The sequence below is a fragment of the Pseudomonas sp. LBUM1640 genome (genome assembly GCF_059716225.1).
This window is the reverse complement of the sequence record NZ_CP166816.1, coordinates 2231644-2253926: the sequence shown is the minus strand read 5'-3', so window position 1 is coordinate 2253926 and position 22283 is coordinate 2231644. Positions and strand designations below refer to the sequence as shown.

Genomic DNA, 22283 nt, shown 5'->3' with positions numbered 1-22283 from the left:
TGTTGCCTGACATACCGCTTTCGCGAGCAAGCCCGCTCCCACATTTTTCACCCAGTTCCTCCCAGAAAACCGAGCCAAGTCTAATCCGTTGCGGAGCCCCAGCCCCTATGAAGCACAACGTCATCCTTGTGGTGCTCGACGGCCTGAACTACGAGGTTGCCCGCCATGCCATGGGGCATCTGCAGGCCTATATCGGCGCAGGACGCGCAGCGCTTTACAAACTGGACTGTGAACTGCCGGCCCTGTCCCGGCCCTTGTACGAATGCATCCTCACCGGCGTGCCACCGATCGACAGCGGCATCGTCCACAACAATGTCTCGCGCCTGTCCAACCAGCGCAGCATTTTCCATTACGCCACCGACGCCGGTCTCACCACAGCGGCGGCGGCTTATCACTGGGTCAGCGAGTTGTATAACCGCACGCCCTTTATTGCCGCACGTGATCGTCATACCGACGACAAGGCGCTGGCGATCCAGCACGGGCATTTCTACTGGAATGATCACTACCCGGATTCGCACCTGTTCGCCGACGCCGAAAGCCTGCGCCGCAAACACGCACCGAATTTTCTGGTGGTGCACCCGATGAACATTGATGACGCCGGCCACAAGCATGGCCTCGACACCGCGCAATACCGCAACAGCGCGCGCTCGGCCGACATCATCCTTGCCGACTACCTGCAAGGCTGGCTCGACGCCGGTTACCAGGTGCTGGTGACCGCCGATCACGGCATGAACAACGACCGCTCGCACAACGGCCTGCTGCCGGAAGAGCGCGAAGTGCCGCTGTTCGTGCTGGGTTCGGCGTTCAACTTCGACCCCTCTGCCAGACCCAAGCAAACCGAACTGTGCGGCACCGTCTGCGAACTGCTCGGTGTGCCCCATGACAAACCTGTATGCCGGGAGCTGTTGAAGTGAACGCCATGACCCGTGGCAAATGGCTGGCGATCCTGTGCCTGGTGCCATTTGCGTTGTTCTTTATCGTGTTTGAAATCGCCCCGCTGGTATGGGTAATGATCAACAGCCTGCAATCGGAAGAGTTCGGCTGGGGCCTGGCCAACTTCACCAAGATCTTCAGCTCGAAGTTCTACTTGCAGGCCATCCAGTACAGCCTGGAGATCAGCTTCTACTCCAGCGTGTTCGGCATCATCATTTCGGTGCTTGGCAGCTATTCGTTGCGCCGTGTGGATGGGCGGTTGCGCAACTTCGTCACCGCCTTCGCCAACATGACCAGCAACTTTGCCGGTGTGCCGCTGGCCTTCGCGTTCATCATCCTGCTGGGTTTTAACGGCAGCATCACCATCATGCTCAAGCAGGCCGGGATCATTCAGGACTTCAACCTGTACTCCAAGACCGGCCTGATCATTCTGTACACCTACTTCCAGATTCCGCTGGGCGTGCTGCTGCTCTACCCGGCCTTCGATGCGTTGCGTGAAGACTGGCGCGAATCGGCCTCGTTGCTCGGTGCCAACGGCTGGCAGTTCTGGCGGCACATCGGCTTGCCGGTGCTCACACCGGCACTGCTCGGCACCTTTGTGATCCTGCTGGCCAATGCCCTCGGCGCCTACGCCACGGTGTACGCACTGACCACCGGCAACTTCAACGTGCTGCCGATTCGTATCGCGGCAATGGTCTCCGGCGACATCTCCCTGGACCCGAACATGGCCAGTGCCCTGGCCGTGGTGCTGGTGGCGCTGATGACCGTGGTCACGGTAGTCCATCAACTGCTGCTCAAGAGGAGCTACCATGTCTCGCGCTGAAGCCGGCTCGGCCTCCCTCTACCATCGGGTAGTGGTGTACCTGTTATTTGCGATTTTGGTGTTGCCGCTGGTGGGCACCTTTGTCTACTCCATTGCGAGCAGTTGGTCGGCCACCATCCTGCCGGCCGGTTTTACCGTGAAATGGTACGTGCAACTGTGGAGCGACCCGCGCTTTCTGGCCGCCTTTGGCCAGTCGCTGCTGGTGTGCGTGTGCGCGCTGATCCTGTCGGTGGTGCTGATTCTGCCGCTGCTGTTCGTGGTGCATTACCACTTCCCCCGACTCGACGCGCTGATGAACATCCTCATCCTGCTGCCCTTCGCGGTGCCGCCGGTGGTGTCGTCGGTGGGCTTGCTGCAACTCTATGGCTCCGGGCCGCTGGCGATGGTGGGCACGCCGTGGATCCTGATCGGCTGCTACTTCACCGTGGCCCTGCCGTTCATGTACCGCGCGATCACCAACAACCTGCAAGCGATCAACTTGCGCGACCTGATGGACGCCTCGCAATTGCTCGGCGCCAGCACCTGGCAGGCAGCGATCCTGGTGGTGCTGCCGAACCTGCGCAAAGGCCTGATGGTGGCGTTGCTGCTGTCGTTCTCGTTCCTGTTCGGTGAGTTCGTGTTCGCCAATATCCTGGTCGGCACCCGCTACGAAACCCTGCAGGTGTACCTCAACAACATGCGCAACACGAGCGGCCACTTCACCAGTGCCATCGTCATTTCCTATTTCTTCTTTGTGCTGGTGCTGACTTGGGCCGCCAATATCCTGAACAAGGACAAAAGCCAATGAGCTTCGTCAGCGTCCAACACCTGCAAAAAGGCTACGCCGGCACCCCGGTGTTCAGTGACATCAACTGCGAAATCGCCAAGGGCGAATTCGTCACCCTGCTCGGCCCGTCTGGTTGCGGCAAGTCGACCTTGCTGCGTTGCATCGCCGGCCTCACGTCGGTGGACAGCGGCAAAATCCTGCTGGATGGCCAGGACATCGTGCCGCTGAGCCCACAGAAACGGCATATCGGCATGGTGTTCCAAAGCTATGCGCTGTTCCCCAACATGACCGTGGAGCAGAACGTCGCCTTCGGCCTGCGCATGCAAAAGGTCAACGCCGACGACAGCCACAAGCGCGTGCAGGAAGTGCTGCAACTGGTGGAACTCAAGGAGCTGGCCGGCCGCTACCCGCACCAGATGTCCGGCGGCCAGTGCCAGCGCGTGGCCCTCGCCCGCTCGCTGGTGACCCGCCCGCGCCTGTTGCTGCTGGATGAGCCGCTGTCGGCGCTGGATGCACGGATTCGTAAGCACCTGCGCGAACAGATCCGTCAGATTCAGCGTGAGCTGGGGCTGACCACGATTTTCGTGACCCATGACCAGGAAGAAGCGCTGACCATGTCGGACCGCATCTTCCTGATGAACCAGGGCAAGATCGTACAGAGCGGCGATGCGGAGACCCTCTATACCGCGCCGGTTGATGTGTTCGCCGCCGGTTTTATCGGCAACTACAACCTGCTCGACGCGGACAAAGCCAGCCAATTGCTGCAACGGCCGATCAGCGGGCGCATCGCGATTCGCCCGGAGGCCATCGAGCTGAGCCGCAGCGGCGAGTTGGACGCGCTGGTGCGCAGCCACAGCCTGCTGGGCAACGTGATCCGTTACCGCATCGAAGCGCGTGGCGTGGAGTTGGTGGTGGATGTGCTCAACCGTTCCGCCGACGATTTGCACCCGGACGGCCAGCGTTTGGCACTTTCCATCGACCCCAGTGCGTTGTGTGAAGTAGCCTGACGCCACGATTTATTCCAGAGAGCATAACGGATGGCATTGGTAATTTTTGATTTGGACGACACGCTGATCCACGGCGACTGCGCCACCCTGTGGAGCGAGCAGATGGGCCGCCTGGGCTGGGTCGACCCTGAGTCGTTCATGCGCAAGAACAACGAGCTGATGGATGCCTACGGCCAGGGCAAGCTGCGCATGGAAGACTTCATGGACTTCAGCCTGGAGCCGATGATCGGCCGCACGCCGGAGGAGATCGAGCACCTGGTAGAGCCTTGGGTCGAGGACGTTATCGAGCCGTTGATCTACAGCGAGGCCACCAAGACCATCGCCCGCCACCGCGCGAATGGCGACCGGATCCTGGTGATTTCCGCCTCGGGCACCCACTTGGTCACGCCGATTGCGGCACGCATCGGTATCGATGAAGTGTTGGGCATTGATCTGGAAGTCAGCCACGGCGTGTACAGCGGTCGTACCGTGGGTGTACTGACTTACCGTGAAGGCAAGATCACGCGGTTGATGGCCTGGCTGGAGCAGGAAGGTGAGTCGCTGGAAGGTGCATATTTCTACTCGGATTCACGCAATGATTTGCCCTTGCTGCTGAAGGTGGACCACCCGCAGGTGGTGAACCCGGACCCGACGTTGCGTGAGCATGCAGAAAAGGCTGGTTGGCCGATTCATCATTGGGTGTGACACCAACCACTTTGAATTGAAATCCAATCAACTGTGGGAGCGGGCTTGCTCGCGAAAGCGGTGGATCAGTGAAGAATATTTCATCTGAACACCACTTTCGCGAGCAAGCCCGCTCCCACCTTTTGATCTCATCTCAGCCTGAGATAGATGTCAGACCAAACTCTCGTCGATCACCAACACCAACTTCCCGGAAATCTGATTGGTCGCCAACTCGGCAAACGCCGCCTCGGCATCCTTGATCGAGAACGTCTTGGCCAGCTGTGGGCTCAAACGGCCTTCGGCAAACAACGGCCACACATGCTGGCTTAAATCGCTGAACAGGTCCGCCTTGAACTGATCACTGCGGCTGCGCAGGGTCGAGCCAAGCAGCTGAATGCGCTTGCCCAGCACCTGCGCCAGGTCGAGCTGCGCGTCGCGCCCGCCCATCAAGCCGATCAACACCCAGCGACCGTCCAGGGCCAGCAATTTCAGGTCCAGCGCGGCATAGCTGCCGCCCACCGGATCGAGGATCACATCAAACGGCCCGAAATCGCGCAGCCCTTCAATACCGTCGGTACGTACCACCCCGCCCTGGGCGCCGAGTGCTTCGCAGTAAGCCAGGCGCTGCGCCGAGCCGACACTGACCCAGCACGGGCTGCCAAACGCCTTGCACAGCTGGATCGCCGCCGAACCCACGCCGCTGGCACCGGCATGCAGCAAAACTTTTTCGCCGGGCTTGAGGCCCGCCAGCTGGAACAGATTCAGCCACGCGGTGCTGTACACCTCAGGCAGCGCCGCCGCTTCGGTCAGCGACAAGCCCTCCGGCACTGGCAGCACGTGGCGCGCATCCACCACCACTTCTTCGGCCATGCCACCACCGGCCAGCAGCGCGCAGACGCGATCGCCGACCAGCCAGGACGAGCCCGGCCCCACTTCGCTGATCACCCCGGAACACTCAAGACCCAGCACGTGGCTGGCGCCAGGCGGAGGCGGATAGAGCCCCGCGCGCTGTAACAAATCGGCGCGATTAAGGCCCGCAGCCGCCACACGAATGCGAACTTGGCCTACATCGCAGGTAGGACTGGGTTCTGTCAGCCACTCCACATGACCTTCAACGCCTTGCAATGCTTTCACAGTGCCTCCATAGTGAGTCTGGACTGAGCCCGTTGCTGTAGCGCCGGGCTTTTTGCATTATGCGACCGGATCATATGGAACCGGCTCCCTCAAAGACGGCCTAATATGCGTTATCAATTGCCCCCGCGTCGAATCAGCATGAAGCATCTGTTCCCCAGCACCGCCCTCGCTCTTTTCATTGGTCTCGGCTTCGCGTCGATGTCGACCAATACGTTCGCAGCCAACAGCTGGGACAACCTTCAGCCTGATCGCGATGAGGTGATTGCCAGCCTTAACGTCGTCGAGTTGCTCAAGCGTCATCACTACAGCAAGCCGCCGCTGGACGACGCTCGCTCGGTGATCATCTATGACAGCTATCTCAAGCTGCTGGATCCGTCGCGCAGCTACTTCCTGGCCAGCGATATCGCTGAGTTCGACAAGTGGAAGACCCAGTTCGACGATTTCCTCAAAAGTGGCGACCTGCAGCCCGGCTTCACCATCTACAAGCGTTATCTGGACCGCGTCAAAGCGCGTCTGGACTTCGCCTTGGGTGAACTGAACAAGGGCGTCGACAAGCTCGACTTCACCCAGAAGGAAACCCTTCTGGTGGATCGCAAAGACGCGCCCTGGCTGACCAGCACCGCCGCGCTCGACGACCTGTGGCGCAAGCGCGTCAAGGACGAAGTGCTGCGCTTGAAAATAGCCGGCAAAGAGCCCAAGGCCATTCAAGAGCTGTTGACCAAGCGCTACAAGAATCAGCTGGCACGTCTGGACCAGACCCGTGCCGAAGATATCTTCCAGGCCTACATCAACACCTTCGCGATGTCCTACGACCCGCACACCAATTATCTGTCACCAGATAACGCGGAAAATTTTGATATCAACATGAGTCTGTCGTTGGAAGGCATCGGTGCCGTCCTGCAAAGCGACAACGACCAGGTCAAGATCGTACGCCTGGTGCCGGCAGGCCCGGCCGACAAGACCAAGCAGGTCGCCCCGGCCGACAAGATCATCGGCGTGGCCCAGGCCGACAAAGAGATGGTCGACGTCGTCGGCTGGCGCCTGGACGAAGTGGTCAAGCTGATCCGTGGGCCGAAAGGCAGCGTGGTGCGCCTGGAAGTGATTCCACACACCAATGCGCCAAACGACCAGACCAGCAAGATCGTGTCCATCACCCGTGAAGCGGTGAAGCTCGAAGACCAGGCCGTGCAGAAGAAAGTCCTCAACCTCAAGCAGGATGGCAAGGACTACAAGCTGGGCGTGATTGAGATCCCGGCCTTCTACCTCGACTTCAAAGCCTTCCGCGCTGGCGACCCGGACTACAAGTCCACCACCCGCGACGTGAAGAAAATCCTCACCGAGCTGCAGAAAGAGAAAGTCGACGGCGTGGTCATCGACCTGCGCAACAACGGCGGCGGTTCCCTGCAGGAAGCCACCGAGTTGACCAGCCTGTTTATCGACAAAGGCCCGACCGTGTTGGTACGCAACGCTGACGGCCGTGTCGATGTGCTCGAAGACGAAAACCCAGGTGCCTTCTACAAAGGCCCGATGGCGTTGCTGGTCAACCGTCTCTCGGCCTCGGCTTCGGAGATTTTCGCCGGCGCCATGCAGGACTATCACCGCGCGTTGATCATCGGCGGCCAGACCTTCGGCAAAGGCACCGTGCAGACCATCCAGCCGCTTAACCATGGCGAGCTGAAACTGACGTTGGCCAAGTTCTACCGGGTTTCCGGGCAGAGCACCCAGCATCAGGGCGTGCTGCCGGATATCGATTTCCCGTCGATAATCGACACCAAGGAAATCGGCGAGAGCGCCCTGCCCGAAGCCATGCCGTGGGACACCATCCGCCCTGCGATCAAGCCGGCGTCGGACCCGTTCAAGCCGTTCCTGACGCAGTTGAAGGCTGACCATGACGCTCGCTCCGCCAAGGATGCCGAGTTCGTGTTTATCCGCGACAAGCTGGCCTTGGCCAAGAAGCTGATGGAAGAAAAAACCGTCAGCCTCAACGAAGCGGATCGCCGTGCACAACATACGAGCATCGAAAATCAGCAACTGGTGCTGGAGAACGCGCGCCGCAAGGCCAAAGGCGAAGACCCGCTCAAAGAGCTGAAGAAAGAAGATGAAGATGCGTTGCCGGAACCGGAAAAAACCAAGCCGGAAGACGACGCCTACCTGTCTGAGACCGGTCGGATCCTGCTGGACTACCTGAAAATCAGTAAGCAGGTGGCCAAACAGTAAATGATGGCAATTTAATGTGATCGCTCCCAGGAGTGTCATCATATAGACATCATTCTGTCGTGAAATGAAGGACCGCAGGCTTTGAGCCTGCGGTCCTTTTTTTTCGATCGAGATCGCCATGACCATGACCGAACAGCTGAATGCATTGGGCTCTATCCTGGCTCAAGGCAGTTTGCACAGCCTGTTCCAACCGATCATTTGCCTCTCCGAACGGCGCATCCTCGGCTATGAGGCCCTGAGCCGCGGCCCGTCCAACAGCCCGCTGCACTCCCCCGTCGCCCTGTTCGCGGTCGCCAGCCAGGCTGGGCGCCTCAGTGAATTGGAAATGGCCTGCCGCGAAAGCGCCTGCCGGCGTTTCAGTGAGCAGAAACTGCCGGGCAAGCTGTTCCTGAACATCTCGCCGGAATCCTTGATGGAGACGGCGCACCAACCGGGGCGCACCTTGCAACTGCTGCGCGACTTCGGCATTCCACCCAGCCAAGTCGTAATCGAACTCACCGAGCAGACCCCCACCGACGATTTCGACCTGCTGCAAACCGCCTTGCATCATTACCGCGACATGGGCTTCGCCATCGCCCTGGATGACTTGGGCGCCGGCTATTCCAGCCTGCGCCTATGGTCGGAGCTGCGCCCGGATTACGTGAAGATTGACCGGCACTTTATCGACGGCATCCATCAGGATGCGCTCAAGCGCGAATTCGTCGGCTCCATCCTGCAAATCGCCAAGGCATCACGCGCTCAGGTGATTGCCGAAGGAATCGAGCTGGCGGAAGAACTGGCGGTGTTGACGGAGATGGGCGTTGATCTTGTCCAGGGCTACCTGCTTTGTCGCCCCCAGGAACAGCCACCGCAGGAAGCGCGCCTGATGTTGCCCAAGCCGGACAACGCCAACCTCACCCTCAGTGAAGAAGGCAGTGACCTCAGTGCCCTGCTCAACGAACAACCGGCGGTGCACCAGGACACCGCCACTGCCCTGGTACTGGAGTCGTTCCGCCGCCAGGCCAACCTCAACTCCTTGGCTGTGCTGGACGGGCGCGGCCACCCGGTCGGCATCGTGCATCGGCATTCGTTGTCGGACGCGCTGCTCAAGCCGTTCGCCACTGACCTGTTCGCGCGCAAACCCATCAGCCGGTTGATGAGCGATGACTTTCTGGCGGTGGAGTTGAGCCAATCCCTGCAGCAAGTCAGCCGCTTGTTAACCAGCCGTGCGCGGCAGCGGATTGAAGAAGATTTCATCATCACGCTCAACGGCGACTACCTGGGTTTGGGCCGGGTAATCGATGTGCTCAAGCTGATCACCGAGCTGAAAATCCAGCAGGCGCGTTACGCCAACCCACTGACGCTGTTGCCGGGCAATGTGCCGATCCAGCAATGCCTGACGCGACTGTTGCAGCAACAAAGAGAGTCGGTGATCTGCTACGTGGATATCGACAGCTTCAAGCCGTTCAATGATATCTACGGTTACGGGCGTGGGGATGAGGTGTTGCTCTGCCTGGCGCAGTGCCTGAACGACCGGGTCGACCCCTGCCGCGACTTTGTGGGGCATATCGGCGGTGATGATTTTTTGCTGGTGCTCGGCCCGCAGGATTGGCGCAAGCGGCTCAACCAGTTGCTGGATGATTTCCACACCCAATGCCGACGCTTCTACCGTGCCGAACACCTGGACGCCGGTTGTTTCGTGGCGCTGAACCGTCAGGGTGTGCGTCAGGAGTTCGCCTTGTTGTCGCTGTCGATTGGCGTGGTGCATTTATATCCACAAGCCTGTGCACAACTGGACGCCAGCCAGTTGGCGGAGCTGGCTTCGCAGGCCAAGCACCACGCCAAGGACGTGGCCGGCTACAGCATTCATGTGATCGACAGCCTGGAGATGCTGGCGCAGGCCTAGGCCTCAGCAGACTCGGGGTACTCGTATTCGAACACCCGCACTACTTCCGAAGCATGCCAGGATGCAGCGGCGACGCCATCTGAGGGCCCGCTGAAACGCCCCAGGCGCTCCACGCATTCAAAGAAGCCGGTACGCGGCAGGCGGCTGGCGCCCTGGCTGATCACCAGGGAGCTGCGCAAGGGCTGCTCAGCCTTGGCGTCGAGCGCGGCCAGGTGCTCAAGGGCGGCGGCCAGGGTTTGCATGGCCGGCGTGGGGAATTGCAGGCGTTCGAGCAGCGCGCGATACGTCAGCAAATGGCGCTGGCGGCGCGCCTGGTCCAGTTCGTTGAGTAACCCATCCCAGTGTTGACGACTGATACGTAGGCTCAAGATTCATCCCTCCAACCTGCAACGCCCAATTCCCAGGCCAGGCTGCGGCGGATGGCGGCATCCGGCTGGCGTTCACCCTTTTCAATCAATCCCAGATACGAGGGGCTGATGCCCACAGTGCGGGCCAGCGTTTCTATGGCCAGGCCCTTGGCCTCACGCAAGCCGCTCAGGTCCGCGAGCGGGCGCAAAGCCTGATCGGCAGTAACCTGAACAGTAGAAGAAGGCGTTGGCACTGATTGTTGCTGACCGGCTGCTTTTAGTAGCGCCTGGTACTGGTCCCATGGCAACACCGCGTACTCGGGTTCGCCATCGCGTGAAATTATCTGAATATCCATGACTGCCCCGTAGGATAACAACACTCACTAAGTAAGCTCTTTCCTTAGGAGTGTAATCCTAACAGCCACAAAGGTCGCAGGGGGATATAAGCGTCGTCAGTTTTTTTGCGGGTTTTCCTGGGCCAGCAGCGCAGGCGTTGCAGGCAAGCGCTCAACCACCGCGAGCTTCTCGGGGCGCTGGGCGTCGCGCCAGGCGCGAAAGGCGCTCAGCTCGCCATTCAGTGCCTTCATGACCCATGCCAGCACGGCGATGTCGTCGAGCATGCCGAACACCGGGATAAAGTCCGGGATCGCGTCAATCGGGCTAAGAAAGTACATCAGCCCCGCCACCACCGAGATCAGCGCCTTGGGGCTGATTGCCCGGTACTCACCGCGCCAGTAAGCCAGACAAAGGGCCTGGAGCAATTTGAGATCATCCTTAAGCTTGCCCAGCCGGTTGCCCTGGCTTGAGCCTTTGGCGGCGACGGCAAACAGCAAGGTCGGCAACCGCCCGCGGCCGAGCAAGCGAGCTGCCATAGGCAAGAATCGGGTGAAATTGAAGGGTGGTTTCATTCGTCACTCCAGTTCCAGGCGACATAAAAGGTTATCCACACAAATTGTGGATAACCTTGTGAACAGAGCTTGTTTTATCGGCTGAAAGCCACGTACTACAAGGCTTTCAGTCAGATCGGGCGTTTTTTGCGCACATAAAAAAAACCTAAGATTTCATTGACTTGGCGTAGATGTGCGGCTACCCGTGCTCGAGTCTTATATCAGACTGTTTCAGGTTGCAGGGGTTCGTTTGGATTGTCAGCGGGTTTTACGATCGTTCCCACGCTCTGCGTGGGAATGCCGCCCGGGACGCTCCGCGTCCTGATGGCCGCACGAGGCTTGAAGCCAGGAATACGTGACGCGGAGCGTCGCAGGAGGTGTTGCCACGCAGAGCGTAGGAACAATCATTCACCTGGCGTCAGATACGACAACGCCCCGTTAAAACGGGGCGTTGTCGGTTCAGGCGCCGATTACTTCTTGGCAGCTGGAGCAGCAGGTGCGTCAGGGGCTTCAGCCTTGGCTGGGTCCTTGATGGCCAGCAGTTCCAGGTCGAATACCAGCACGGAGTTGGCTGGAATCGCCGGGCTCGGGCTCTGAGCGCCGTAGGCCAGGTCGGACGGGATGTACAACTCGACCTTCTCGCCAACGTGCATCAGTTGCAGGCCTTCGACCCAACCTGGGATCACGCCGCTGACCGGCAGGTCAATCGGGCTGCCGCGATCCACGGAGCTGTCAAAGGTAGTGCCGTTGGTGAGCTTGCCGGTGTAGTGAACAGTCACCACGTCGGTCGGCTTAGGCTGGGCGCCATCGGCTTTCTTCACGATCTTGTACTGCAGACCGGAAGGAGTGGTGACTACGCCGTCTTTCTTGGCGTTTTCTTCGAGGAATTTCTTGCCGGCGGTTGCCGACTCTTCACTCATTTTGGTCATACGTTCTTCTGCACGCTTCTGCAGTGCGGCAAACGCTTCAACCAGTTCGTCGTCTTTCAGCTTCTGTTCTTTCTTGCCGACGGCATCTTCGATGCCTTGGGCTACCGCTTTGGAGTCCAGGTCATCCATGCCTTCTTGGGCAAGACTTTTGCCCATGTTCAGGCCGATACCGTAGGAAGCTTTCTGCGCCGGGGTTTTCAGCTCTACGCTGGTCTGCGAATCACAACCCGCAAGTACCAGGCTAACCAGGGCCACCGCCGCCGCCAACCGATGCTGTTTCATGCTATTTCCTTGTTCATGCGCCAAAAGGGCAATCGAATAAAGTCGCGAGCTTATCAGGCGGCCACGACCAATGGCTACCGGCATGTGAGCAGGAAACTTCTGATAAGTTCACGTGTTTAAAAGCATTTTCATTCATGATGGAGGCCCGCGAAGGATCGCGGGACTGCCTGCAACCAGGCTCATGGCCACTTGCCGCGCCTATGGCGTAGTGGCATAACAACGCGACAACTCGACAAGGATAGTTATCTTGCGCATCTTTTCCCGTGCTTTGCTTCTGATATTGCTAGCACTCGGCCTGCTTCTGGCCGTGGTGCTCTACTACACCGTCAACCCCAAGCTGCCGGACTACGTGCCCGTGGAGCAGGTGCACTACCAAGATCAATGGAGTGCCGCCGACCGCCAGACCTACTACTTCACGCCCCAGGGCACCCAGGTAAAAGGCCTGCATTACGACTGGTTCACCGCCCTGGAGCTGCCGTTTTCGGACCAGCGTTTTGCCACGCCCGAGTACCTGGCGCGCTTCGGTTTTCTGGTCGACCCCAAGCAGGTTCCCACCGCGCAAAACCCTGGCAACTTGCCAGTGGGGTTTGCCCGGCACCGCAATGCCGACAGTAACGTTCAATACCTGGATATCACCTGCGCCGCCTGCCACACCGGCGAGCTGCATTTCAAGGGCCAGGCCCTGCGCATCGACGGCGGTTCGGCCCAGCACGTGCTGCCTTCCAGCGTGCCCACGTTGCGCGGCGGCAGTTTCGGTCAGGCGCTGGTGGCCAGCCTAGCCGCCACTTACTACACGCCGTGGAAGTTCGACCGCTTCGCCCGTAAGGTACTTGGCCATGACTATGACGATCACAACAAGCAGCAACTGCGTCAGGACTTCAAACAGTCGCTGAACCAGTTCCTCAAAGTCGCCTGGAACGACACCCATCGCGGCCTCTACCCCACCGAAGAAGGCCCGGGCCGCACCGACGCGTTTGGCCGCATCGCCAACGCCAGTTTTGGCGACGCCATCTCCCCGGACAACTACCGCGTCGCCAATGCGCCGGTGGACTACCCGCACCTGTGGGATATCTGGACCTTCGACTGGGTGCAATGGAACGGCTCGGCCCAGCAACCCATGGCCCGCAACATTGGCGAGGCCCTCGGCGTCGGCGCGACGCTGGACTTCTTCGACAGCGCCGGCCAGCCCCTTCAAGGCGATGCCCGCTACCCTTCCAGCGTGCGCGTGCGTGACCTCAACCTGATCGAAGAAACCCTGCAACGCCTCAAGCCGCCCACCTGGCCGCAAGAGCTGTTCGGCGCCATCGACAAGCCCCTCGCCGCGCAAGGCCGTGCGCTGTTTGCCGAGAACTGCGCCGGCTGCCATGTGCCTGCCGTCAACCAAGTCAATGGCCGCCCGGTGCAACAACTGAAAATGCTCCCCGTGGAATACATCGGCACCGACCCGGGCACCGCCAGCAACATCGCCGACCAGCGCTACGACCTCAGCGCCCTGCAATGGGACCCGGCGGAACTGGCCAAGCTCAATGTCGAACTGCACCCGACGCCGACCGCAGCACTGGACCTGCATAAAATGTCGGTGGCCCAAGGCCTGGCCTACGTCACGGCTTTCGTCGAAGAACACGCCTACCGCGCCGCCGGCGTTACCCCGGCCGAGCGCCCAAGCCTGGACGGGTTCGGCCTGCCCATCGGCGTGCGCGAGTTGCGCGCCTACAAGGCACGGCCCCTGGCCGGGGTATGGGCCACGCCGCCGTTCCTGCATAACGGCTCGGTGCCGACGATCTACCAACTGCTCTCGCCTCAGGATGAGCGCAGCACCACCTTCTACAAAGGCACGTTCGCCTACGACCCGCGCCACTTGGGCTTTGAGACCGGCGCGTTCAAGAATGCCTTCCTGTTCGACACCTCAATCACCGGCAACCACAACAGCGGCCATGAATTCCGTGACGGCAAGCGTGGTAATGGCGTGATCGGCCGTGGCCTGCTGCCGCAGGAACGCTGGGCGCTGCTGGAATACCTCAAAGTGCTGGGCAGCCCGCTGGAGCAACCGTTGCCATGATTATCCGATCTCAATACAAGGACCGTTCCATGCTCGCTCGTCTCTGGCTGCGCCTCGGCGCGTTTGTGGGTAAGACCCTGTTGTGGCTGGTCGGCCTGGGTCTGCTGGGCTGGCTGATCGCTACTGCCTGGTTTGCCTGGCAACACAGCGGCCCGGTGTCGCCCGACGAACAGATCCCGCCCGGTGAAGCGGCCATGACCCAAGGCATCATCCAGACGGCGGTGCGCATCGTTGATCAGCACCGCGAGGGCACCCGCTACCTGCGCGACGCGCATGCCAAGGCTCACGGCTGCGTGAAGGCCGAAGTCAGCGTGCCGGCGGATCTGGACCCGGCATTGCGCCAAGGTGTGTTCGCCGAGCCGGGCAAGACCTGGCAGGCGCTGATGCGTTTGTCCAACGGCAACGCTTACCCGCAATTCGACAGCATCCGCGATGCGCGCGGCATGGCCCTCAAACTGCTGGAGGTGCCGGGCAAACAACTGATGGCGGATCAGCAGGCGCGCACTGAACAGGATTTCGTGATGTTCAGCCATCCGAACTTCTTTGTCAGCGATGTGGCGGAGTATGCGCAGAACGTCGGCGCCCAGGCCGACGGCAAAAAGGTTCTGGCGTTCTTCCCCAAGGCTGACCCGCGCAGCTGGCAGGTGCGGCACCTGTTTATCGCCCTGGCGACCCTGGCCCCGGCTCCGGCCAGCCCGACGCAGACTACATACTTTTCGGTTTCGCCTTACAAATTCGGCGCGGCCAATGCCAAGTTCCGTGTTGCGCCCGACCCGCAAAGTTGCCCGGAATATGTGCTGCCCACGCAGAACCAGGATTTGCCGAATTTTCTGCGTAGCGCCTTGAACCAGCAACTGTCGACTGATCGTGTGCCGGCGTGTTTTGTGTTGCAGGTTCAGCGGCAGAATGCGCAGAAATTCATGCCGATTGAAGACACCAGTATTGAATGGAAGGAGAGTGATGCGCCTTATGAAACGGTGGCCAGGGTGCGGATACCGGCGCAGGATTTTGATACGCCGGCGTTGAATCTGGCTTGTGATAACCAGTCGTTTAATCCTTGGTTCGGGGTGGAGGCGCATCGGCCGATTGGGGGGATTAATCGGTTGCGTAAGGCGGTGTATGAGGCTGTGAGTGACTATCGGCATAGTCGTAACTTGTAGTACATATCCGTTATTTGGGTGATGGCCTCTATTGGTTCCGCTCTTACAGCCATGCCTTTCAAGGTCTTGGTTTAAAATCCCCCCCAAACTTCAGTCAGGATGACGAAACCATGTGGGAAAAGGTTCTAGAGCGGTTCGAAAAACAAGCACCGGCCAGTGTCATGACCAAGCTGGTATTAGAGCAGGCCGTACCTGCCGAATGGGTTGATAAGGTGTTCAATGATCACCGCCAACGTCAGTACTCCCGTGAGCTTTTATTTTCAACCGTTGTAGAGCTGATGTCCCTAGTTTCATTGGGCCTGAGACCCTCTCTACACGCGGCAGCGCGCAAGATGGAGGGGCTTTCAGTCACCCTTTCGGCGCTCTATGACAAGATTAATCGGACCGAGCCCGAGCTGCTTCGAGCCCTGATTTCGGGTAGCGCAGAGCGTTTAGAGCCGACCATAAAAACGCTCGGCCATTCATCGATCCTACCCGGCTGGCAATTGCGTATTGTTGACGGCAACCACCTGCCCTCCACTGAAAAACGTCTTGGTGCTTTGCGCGCTGAACGAGCTGCGGCTCGCCCGGGCTTTTCCGTAGTGGCCTACGACCCTGATCTGGATTTAGTCGTTGATCTTCAGCCTTGTGAAGACGCCCATGCCAGCGAGCGGGTCAGTGTTTTACCGCTGTTGGCCCGCGCAAGCGCGGGCCAACTGTGGGTGGCTGACCGGCTCTACTGCACGCTGCCGGTCCTACAAGCCTGCGAAGACACGGGGGCTTCGTTCATCGTTCGCGAACACAGCAAACATCCTCGCATAATTCAGGAAAGCGACTGGCAAGAGTCAGGGATCGTCGACAGCGGAAGCGTTCGTGAGCAAATCATTGAAGTAAAAGGTGGCCGCCGCTGGCGACGCGTTGAGTTGAGCCTGCAAACGGCAAATGATTCAGGCGATTCGGTGATGCGGTTCTGGAGCAACTTGCCCGACACCATTAGCGCTCGGCAAATAGCCGATTTGTACCGCCGCCGCTGGAGTATTGAGGGAATGTTCCAACGCCTTGAATCGGTGCTGGACAGTGAGATTAAGAGCCTTGGTAGCCCTAAAGCCGCGCTGCTGGGCTTTGCCTCAGCGGTTCTGGCTTACAACGTTTTGTCGGTTCTCAAACGCAGTGTTGATCAGGCCCACCGCGAAACGCAGCCAGCGGGTTGGGAGGCCTCGATTTACCATTTGGCGGTGCATGTTCGCAGTGATTATCAGGGAATGCAGATCGCATTGCCTGCGGAGAATTTCCCTATTGAAAAGACCTCGCAAGGGCTGGCAGAGCGGTTGTTGGCCCTGGCGAGGTTGATCAAACCCAAGGCCGTCGCGAAAAGTCCTCGTGGTCCTAAAGTCGCCAAACCTAAGGAGTGGCTGGAAGGTAAAGCTGCACGGGCCCATGTCTCAACAGCTCGGGTGCTCAAGGCTGCCAAGTCGGATAAACAAACTTAAACATGACTTTAAACGGATCTTTAAACGCAGACCTTGAAAGGCATGGCTCTTACAGCGGGTCACTTTTGAAAAGAGCCCAAAAGTAACCAAAAGGCTCTTGCCCCACCACTCGGCACCTCGCCTCCGGCTCGGTGTGCCCTCACGCAGGCTTTGGAGCGGGGGCCGCCGCGATGGGCCATCCTTGGCCCAGCGCGGCTAAACCGGCGTCCTGCCGGTTTACCCCCGCTCCAAAGCCTGCGTTCGGCCAGCGTGGTTGACGGGGCGCCTAAGATCAAAATCAAGATCAAGGTCTACAGCACGGCGGCCTGGTAGCCGACCTGAGTGGTTGAATCAAAAGCAAAGCCAAGGCGGCCTGACAGCCGACCTGATCTTGGAAACTGAACTCAATCAAATGTGGGAGCTGGCTTGCCTGCGATGGCATCAACTAGGTGTCACTGAAAGACCGAGGTGTCTGCATCGCAGGCAAGCCAGCTCCCACAGAAAAGCAGATCTGCTTTTGATCGTGATCTTGATCTTAGGCGCCCCGTTAAACCACGCTCCAAAGCCTAGGCGAGGTGCCGAGTGGTGGGGCCAGAGCGGTACCAATAGCGGCCGTTACTCAAACAACGGATATGTACACCACAGGCCGTAAAGAATCCGTATAAATCTCGGCCTTCCCATAACGATTACGTCGTCCCTATTGAGCAACTAACCCCGCACACTCTACCGTCACTCCCTACCCCCAAAACCCGTAGGAAGTCATCGTGGAAAGTTCAACTTTAGGCATGGTCGTCCTGTCAATGATTGCGCTCTTCGGCACCGCCGCGTTTTGCTTCGAGCACCTCGCCACCCGCGGCGAAAAGAAAAAGAAAGCCAAATAAGCTGATCGCTGAAATCAGCAGAACCCCAGTTTTTCAAGGGATACCCCGGCACCGGGCTGTCCCTTGTTTTCGTTCGCCCAGCAAAAACCTATCTATATACCGTCTTAATACCGCCCCCCGTAATCAGTGCCCAAGCTTGATACCCGAGCGCCTAACCTCCCCGGCTTATTCCACAAGGGGAGTTACACCGTGCTCACACTAACCTTCATTTATGTCGCCAGCGGCTTATGCGCCGTGGGCCTGTTCGCTTACTTGGGCTACGCCCTCATTCGCGCCGAAAAGTTCTAGGGAGTTCGCCATGTACGACGTGATGTTTATGGGCCTCTCCCTGGTGTTCTTTAGTGCGACTGCCATGGCCATTGTCGCCATGGGCAAGATTTGAACGGAGCCACGACATGTTAAGCACTTTGCTGGAATTCGCGCTGGTCCTGGGGTTGATGACCGCGCTCGCCGTGCTGATGGGCAAGTGGCTGACCCGGGTATTTACCGGGAACCGCCACGCCCTGCCGGAACGTTTTACCTTTCGCCTGCTGGGCATCGACCCGCTGGAGACCATGGGCTGGGCACGCTACGGTTCGGCCTTGCTGCTGTCGAACGCCGCGATGATGCTGCTCGGCTATACAGTCCTGCGCCTGCAGGCAGTGATGCCGATCAACCCGCTGGGGCTGGCCGCGCAAACCCCGGACCTGGCGTTCAACACCGCCGCGTCCTTTATTACCAACACCAACTGGCAGGCGTACTCAGGCGAAACCAGCCTGTCGAACTTCAGCCAGATGGCCGTCATCACCTTTCTGATGTTTGTCGGCGCTACGTCAGGCGTGGTGGCAGCCGCGGGTTTCATTCGTGGCTTGAGCCGCTCAAGCTCGGGCGACATCGGTAACTTCTGGGTCGACTTCACTCGCACCCTTTACCGGGTGATGCTGCCGCTGTGTGTGGTCATGGCGCTGGTGTATGTGTGGCAAGGCATGCCGCAGACCTTCGCCTCCCAGGCCTTGGCCACGACGCTTGAGGGCGCGCAGCAACAATTGATTGTCGGCGCAGTCGCCAGCTTTGAATCAATCAAGCACATCGGCACCAACGGCGGCGGCTTTTTCAGCATGAACGCCGCGCACCCGTTCGAAAACCCGACGCCGCTGACCAACATCCTGCACATCCTCAGCATGCTGCTGATCCCCTCTGCGCTGACCTACACCTTTGGCAGCATGCTGCTGCAACGCCGTCAGGGCTGGGTGTTTTTCGGCACCTTCCTGGTGATGTTTATCGGCTTCCTCGCGCTGGTGTATGGTGCCGAGCAAACCGGTAACCCACTGCTGACCCAGGCCGGCGCCAACCAGACGCTGTCGATCGAGCAAAGCGGCGGCAACATGGAAGGCAAGGAACTGCGTTTCGGCATCGCCGACAGCAGCCTGTTTATTGCCACCACCACCGCGGCTACCACCGGTTCAGTCAACGCCATGCACGACTCGCTGACGCCCATGGGCGGCTTTGTGCCCCTGGCGCAGATGATGCTCAACTGCGTGTTCGGCGGCGACGGCGTGGGCTTTATCAACCTGATCCAGTACGCGCTGCTCACGGTGTTCCTGGTGGGGATGATGATCGGCCGCAGCCCGGAATTCCTCGGCAAAAAGATCGAAGCCCGCGAGATGAAACTGGTGATGCTCTCGGTGCTCGCGCACCCGATCAGCATCCTCGGTTTCACCGCCCTCGCCGCCTTGTGGCCGAACACCATGGCCAGCCTCAACAACCTCGGCCCCCACGGTTTCAGCGAAGTGCTGTACGCCTACACCTCGGGCACCGCCAACAACGGTTCGGCGTTTGCCGGGGTGAACGCCAACACACCGTTTTTCAACACCACCATTGGCCTGGCGATGCTGATCGGGCGCTTCTTCACCATGCTGCCGATGCTCGCCGTGGCCGGTTCCCTGGCGATGAAAAAGACCGTACCGGCCGGCGCCGGCACCATCCCCACTGCGACTCCGCTGTTCATGCTGCTGGTGGTGTTCGTGGTGCTGGTGGTCGGTGGCCTGACCTTCCTGCCGGCGCTCGCGCTCGGCCCGCTGGTGGAGCAACTGCAGTTGCTGTCCGGCCAGACGTACAACTAAGGACCTGTTGATGACGACTCAATCGATATTCAAAGGGCTGCTGCGCCCGGTGCTGGTTTCGGCGGTGTTTTTTATGCTGCTGACCGGGCTGGCGTACCCCGCGTTCACCACCGTGGCCGCGCAATTGCTGTTCCCGTTTCAGGCCCAGGGCTCGCTGATTGAACGCGACGGCCTGGTGATCGGCTCCGCGCTGATCGGCCAGGATTTCACCAAGCCTGCGTACTTCCATGGGCGCCCAAGCATGACCCTCGGCGCCGACCCGCAAGACCCGAGCAAAAGCGTTTCGCAGCCATACAACGCAGGTTCCAGCGGCGCCAGCAACCTGGGCCCGACCAGCCAGAAACTGGTGGACCAGGTCGCCGCACGCGCCAAGGCCTATCGCCAGGACAACGGCCTGGCCGCCGATGCCCCGGTGCCGGTGGACGCGGTCACCGCCTCCGCGTCGGGCCTCGACCCGCACATCTCGGTAGCCAACGCCCGTCTGCAACTGGCGCGGGTCGCACGCTTGCGGCATATCCCCGAAACCGACCTGCTGCAACTGCTCAACGACCACACCGCCGCACGCACCCTCGGCCTGCTCGGCGAGCCACGGGTGAATGTGCTGCAACTCAACTTGGCGCTGGATGCACGTCAGCCCTCTATTGCGGTCAGTGAGTAAGAGATTGCCCTCATGAAGAATGCTCGTTTACCCCTGTTTGACCGACGCATCGTGCTGACTGCCGGCGTTGATGCGTTGAAGAAACTGCTGCCCCAGGCCCAATGGAAAAACCCGGTGATGTTCGTGGTGTACCTGGGCAGCATCCTCACTACTTTGCTGTGGTTCCAATCCCTGGGTGGCCAGGGTGAAGCGCCCAGCGGTTTTATCCTCAGCATCACCTTGTGGTTGTGGTTCACCGTGCTGTTCGCCAACTTCGCCGAAGCCCTGGCCGAAGGCCGCAGCCGCGCCCAGGCCGCAAGCCTGCGCGGCATGAAACGCCAGACCCTGGCCAAACTGCTGCAGCAACCGCGCCACGGCGCGGCCTGGCTACCGCTGGAAGCCAGCCTGCTGCGCAAAGACAACGTGGTGTTGATCGAAGCCGGCGACCTGGTGCCGCTGGACGGCGTGGTGATTGAAGGTGTGGCCTCGGTGGATGAGAGCGCGATCACTGGCGAATCGGCGCCGGTGATTCGCGAGGCCGGGGGCGATTTTTCCTCAGTGACCGGCGGCACGCGGGTACTGTCGGATTGGCTGGTGGTGCGCATCAGCGTCAACCCCGGCGAGTCGTTCCTCGACCGCATGATCTCGATGGTCGAATCGGCGAAACGGCAGAAGACGCCCAACGAAGTCGCCCTGACGATTTTGCTGGTAGGCCTGACCCTGTTGTTCCTGCTGGTCATCGCTACGCTCAGCCCCTATTCGATCTTCGCCGTGGCCATGAGCGGCAGCGGCAGCGTGATCAGCGCCACGGTGTTGGTGGCATTGCTGGTGTGCCTGATACCTACCACCATCGGCGGCCTGCTCTCGGCCATCGGCGTGGCGGGCATGAGCCGGATGATGTCGGCGAATGTCATCGCCACCTCGGGCCGTGCGGTCGAGGCGGCGGGTGATGTTGATGTGTTGCTGCTGGACAAGACCGGCACCATCACCTTGGGCAACCGCCAGGCCAGCAGCTTTTTGCCGGCGCCGGGCGTGAAGGAAGCCGAGTTGGCCGATGCTGCGCAACTCGCGTCGCTGGCGGATGAAACCCCGGAAGGCCGCAGCATTGTGGTGTTGGCCAAGCAGAAATTCGACATCCGCGCCCGCGACATCAACGCCCTGGGCGCCAGCTTTGTGCACTTCACCGCGCAAACCCGCATGAGCGGCGTTGACCTGCCCGAAGGCCGGGCGATTCGCAAGGGCGCGGCGGATGCGATTCGCAGCCATATCGAAGCCTTGGGCGGCAGTTTCCCGGCCGCATTGCAGGCCAAGGTTGATGAAGTTTCACGGCGCGGCAGCACACCGCTGGTGGTGAGCGACGGCGCCAAGGCGCTGGGTGTGGTAGAGCTTAAGGACGTGGTCAAAGGCGGCATCAAGGAACGCTTCGCCGAGCTGCGCCGCATGGGCATCAAGACCGTGATGATCACCGGCGACAACCGCCTGACCGCCGCCGCCATTGCAGTAGAAGCTGGCGTGGATGACTTCCTCGCCGAAGCCCGCCCGGAAGACAAGCTGCAACTGATCCGCGACTACCAGGCCCAGGGCAAGCTGGTGGCCATGACTGGCGATGGCACCAACGACGCACCGGCGCTGGCCCAGGCCGACGTGGCGGTGGCGATGAACAGCGGCACCCAGGCGGCCAAAGAGGCCGGCAACATGGTCGACCTCGACAGCAACCCGACCAAGCTGATCGAAGTGGTCGAGGTGGGCAAACAGATGCTGATGACCCGTGGCGCCCTCACCACCTTCAGCGTGGCGAATGACGTAGCGAAGTACTTCGCAATCATCCCGGCGGCGTTTGTCGCCACCTACCCACAACTGGGCGCGTTGAACGTGATGCACCTGAGCAGCCCCAACTCGGCGATTCTCAGTGCGGTGATTTTTAACGCGCTGATTATTGTCGCGCTGATTCCGCTGGCCTTGCGCGGGGTGACTTACCGCGCGATCGGTGCGGCGGCGTTGCTTAACCGCAACTTGTTGATCTATGGCCTGGGCGGGGTGTTGGTACCGTTTGCCGGGATCAAGTTGATTGACATGCTGCTGAGCGGATTGGGTCTCGTGTAGCACCGAAATCCAATGTGGGA

Annotated in this window: 19 protein-coding genes; 14 read left to right on the top strand and 5 right to left on the bottom strand. The window is 60.1% G+C overall.

The features are described from left to right. The first annotated feature begins 107 nt into the window (after positions 1-107). Genes ACA065_RS10180 through ACA065_RS10160 form a run of 5 tightly spaced genes read left to right on the top strand, consistent with a single transcriptional unit; the run spans position 108 to position 4213 of the window. Positions 108-914 (top strand): alkaline phosphatase family protein, encoded by an 807-nt coding sequence (locus ACA065_RS10180; protein ID WP_214248399.1) that lies wholly within the window; start codon positions 108-110, stop codon positions 912-914. A 5-nt stretch (positions 915-919) separates the two neighbouring features. Then, the gene (locus ACA065_RS10175) at positions 920-1756 is read left to right on the top strand and encodes an ABC transporter permease (protein ID WP_497695327.1); all 837 of its coding nucleotides are present in this window, start codon (positions 920-922) and stop codon (positions 1754-1756) included. After that, positions 1743-2543, top strand: coding sequence for an ABC transporter permease (locus ACA065_RS10170; RefSeq protein WP_497694377.1), 801 nt, complete (start codon positions 1743-1745; stop codon positions 2541-2543). The genes ACA065_RS10175 and ACA065_RS10170 overlap by 14 nt, the downstream gene beginning before the upstream one ends. Then, positions 2540-3529 (top strand): ABC transporter ATP-binding protein, encoded by a 990-nt coding sequence (locus tag ACA065_RS10165; protein ID WP_010565203.1) that lies wholly within the window; start codon positions 2540-2542, stop codon positions 3527-3529. The genes ACA065_RS10170 and ACA065_RS10165 overlap by 4 nt, the downstream gene beginning before the upstream one ends. A 30-nt stretch (positions 3530-3559) precedes the next feature. Next, the gene (locus tag ACA065_RS10160; RefSeq protein WP_497694376.1) at positions 3560-4213 is read left to right on the top strand and encodes an HAD family hydrolase; all 654 of its coding nucleotides are present in this window, start codon (positions 3560-3562) and stop codon (positions 4211-4213) included. 150 nt (positions 4214-4363) lie between these two features. Here ACA065_RS10160 and ACA065_RS10155 read toward each other — a convergent pair whose 3' ends face one another. Then, a complete protein-coding gene (locus tag ACA065_RS10155; protein ID WP_497694375.1) occupies positions 4364-5326 on the bottom strand; it encodes a zinc-binding dehydrogenase in 963 nt (320 codons plus the stop codon). A 138-nt stretch (positions 5327-5464) separates the two neighbouring features. Here ACA065_RS10155 and ACA065_RS10150 point away from each other — a divergent pair, with 138 nt between their 5' ends. Both ACA065_RS10150 and ACA065_RS10145 read left to right on the top strand, forming a co-directional pair. Next, complete coding sequence (locus ACA065_RS10150) at positions 5465-7543, top strand: carboxy terminal-processing peptidase (RefSeq protein WP_497694374.1); 2079 nt, start codon at positions 5465-5467, stop codon at positions 7541-7543. 118 nt (positions 7544-7661) lie between these two features. Beyond that, positions 7662-9428, top strand: a complete 1767-nt coding sequence (locus ACA065_RS10145) for a bifunctional diguanylate cyclase/phosphodiesterase (RefSeq protein ID WP_497694373.1) — start codon at positions 7662-7664, stop codon at positions 9426-9428. On the opposite strand, the gene ACA065_RS10140 is transcribed toward ACA065_RS10145, so the two are convergent. From ACA065_RS10140 to bamJ, 4 genes are all read right to left on the bottom strand, one after another. Beyond that, complete coding sequence (locus ACA065_RS10140) at positions 9425-9796, bottom strand: hypothetical protein (protein ID WP_005786715.1); 372 nt, start codon at positions 9794-9796, stop codon at positions 9425-9427. The two genes, ACA065_RS10145 and ACA065_RS10140, sit on opposite strands and share 4 nt — an antisense overlap. Next, a complete protein-coding gene (locus tag ACA065_RS10135; RefSeq protein WP_497694372.1) occupies positions 9793-10131 on the bottom strand; it encodes a helix-turn-helix domain-containing protein in 339 nt (112 codons plus the stop codon). Before ACA065_RS10135 ends, ACA065_RS10140 begins: the two co-directional genes overlap by 4 nt. Before the next feature lie 96 nt (positions 10132-10227). Next, positions 10228-10683 (bottom strand): YkvA family protein, encoded by a 456-nt coding sequence (locus ACA065_RS10130; protein ID WP_497694371.1) that lies wholly within the window; start codon positions 10681-10683, stop codon positions 10228-10230. Positions 10684-11132: 449 nt separating this feature from the next. Then, on the bottom strand, positions 11133-11873 hold the full coding sequence (gene bamJ / locus ACA065_RS10125; RefSeq protein ID WP_497694370.1) for a BamJ family beta-barrel-assembly machinery protein: 741 nt from the start codon (positions 11871-11873) through the stop codon (positions 11133-11135). 247 nt (positions 11874-12120) lie between these two features. On the opposite strand from bamJ, the gene ACA065_RS10120 reads away from it, so the two are divergent. The 7 genes from ACA065_RS10120 (at position 12121) to kdpB (ending at position 22263) form a co-directional block, all read left to right on the top strand. Next, the gene (locus tag ACA065_RS10120; RefSeq protein ID WP_497694369.1) at positions 12121-13932 is read left to right on the top strand and encodes a di-heme-cytochrome C peroxidase; all 1812 of its coding nucleotides are present in this window, start codon (positions 12121-12123) and stop codon (positions 13930-13932) included. A gap of 29 nt (positions 13933-13961) precedes the next feature. Further along, positions 13962-15092, top strand: a complete 1131-nt coding sequence (locus tag ACA065_RS10115; RefSeq protein WP_497694368.1) for a catalase family protein — start codon at positions 13962-13964, stop codon at positions 15090-15092. Between the two features lie 161 nt (positions 15093-15253). Then, complete coding sequence (locus ACA065_RS10110; RefSeq protein WP_497695326.1) at positions 15254-16561, top strand: IS4 family transposase; 1308 nt, start codon at positions 15254-15256, stop codon at positions 16559-16561. A 1049-nt stretch (positions 16562-17610) separates the two neighbouring features. Next, complete coding sequence (gene kdpF / locus ACA065_RS10105; protein ID WP_053255293.1) at positions 17611-17709, top strand: K(+)-transporting ATPase subunit F; 99 nt, start codon at positions 17611-17613, stop codon at positions 17707-17709. Between the two features lie 107 nt (positions 17710-17816). Next, entirely contained in the window at positions 17817-19523 is a 1707-nt protein-coding gene (gene kdpA / locus ACA065_RS10100; RefSeq protein ID WP_497694367.1) for a potassium-transporting ATPase subunit KdpA, read from the top strand. Between the two features lie 10 nt (positions 19524-19533). Next, entirely contained in the window at positions 19534-20181 is a 648-nt protein-coding gene (kdpC, locus tag ACA065_RS10095) for a K(+)-transporting ATPase subunit C (protein ID WP_497694366.1), read from the top strand. Positions 20182-20193: 12 nt separating this feature from the next. Then, complete coding sequence (kdpB, locus tag ACA065_RS10090) at positions 20194-22263, top strand: potassium-transporting ATPase subunit KdpB (protein ID WP_497694365.1); 2070 nt, start codon at positions 20194-20196, stop codon at positions 22261-22263. The last annotated feature ends 20 nt before the right edge of the window (positions 22264-22283 follow it).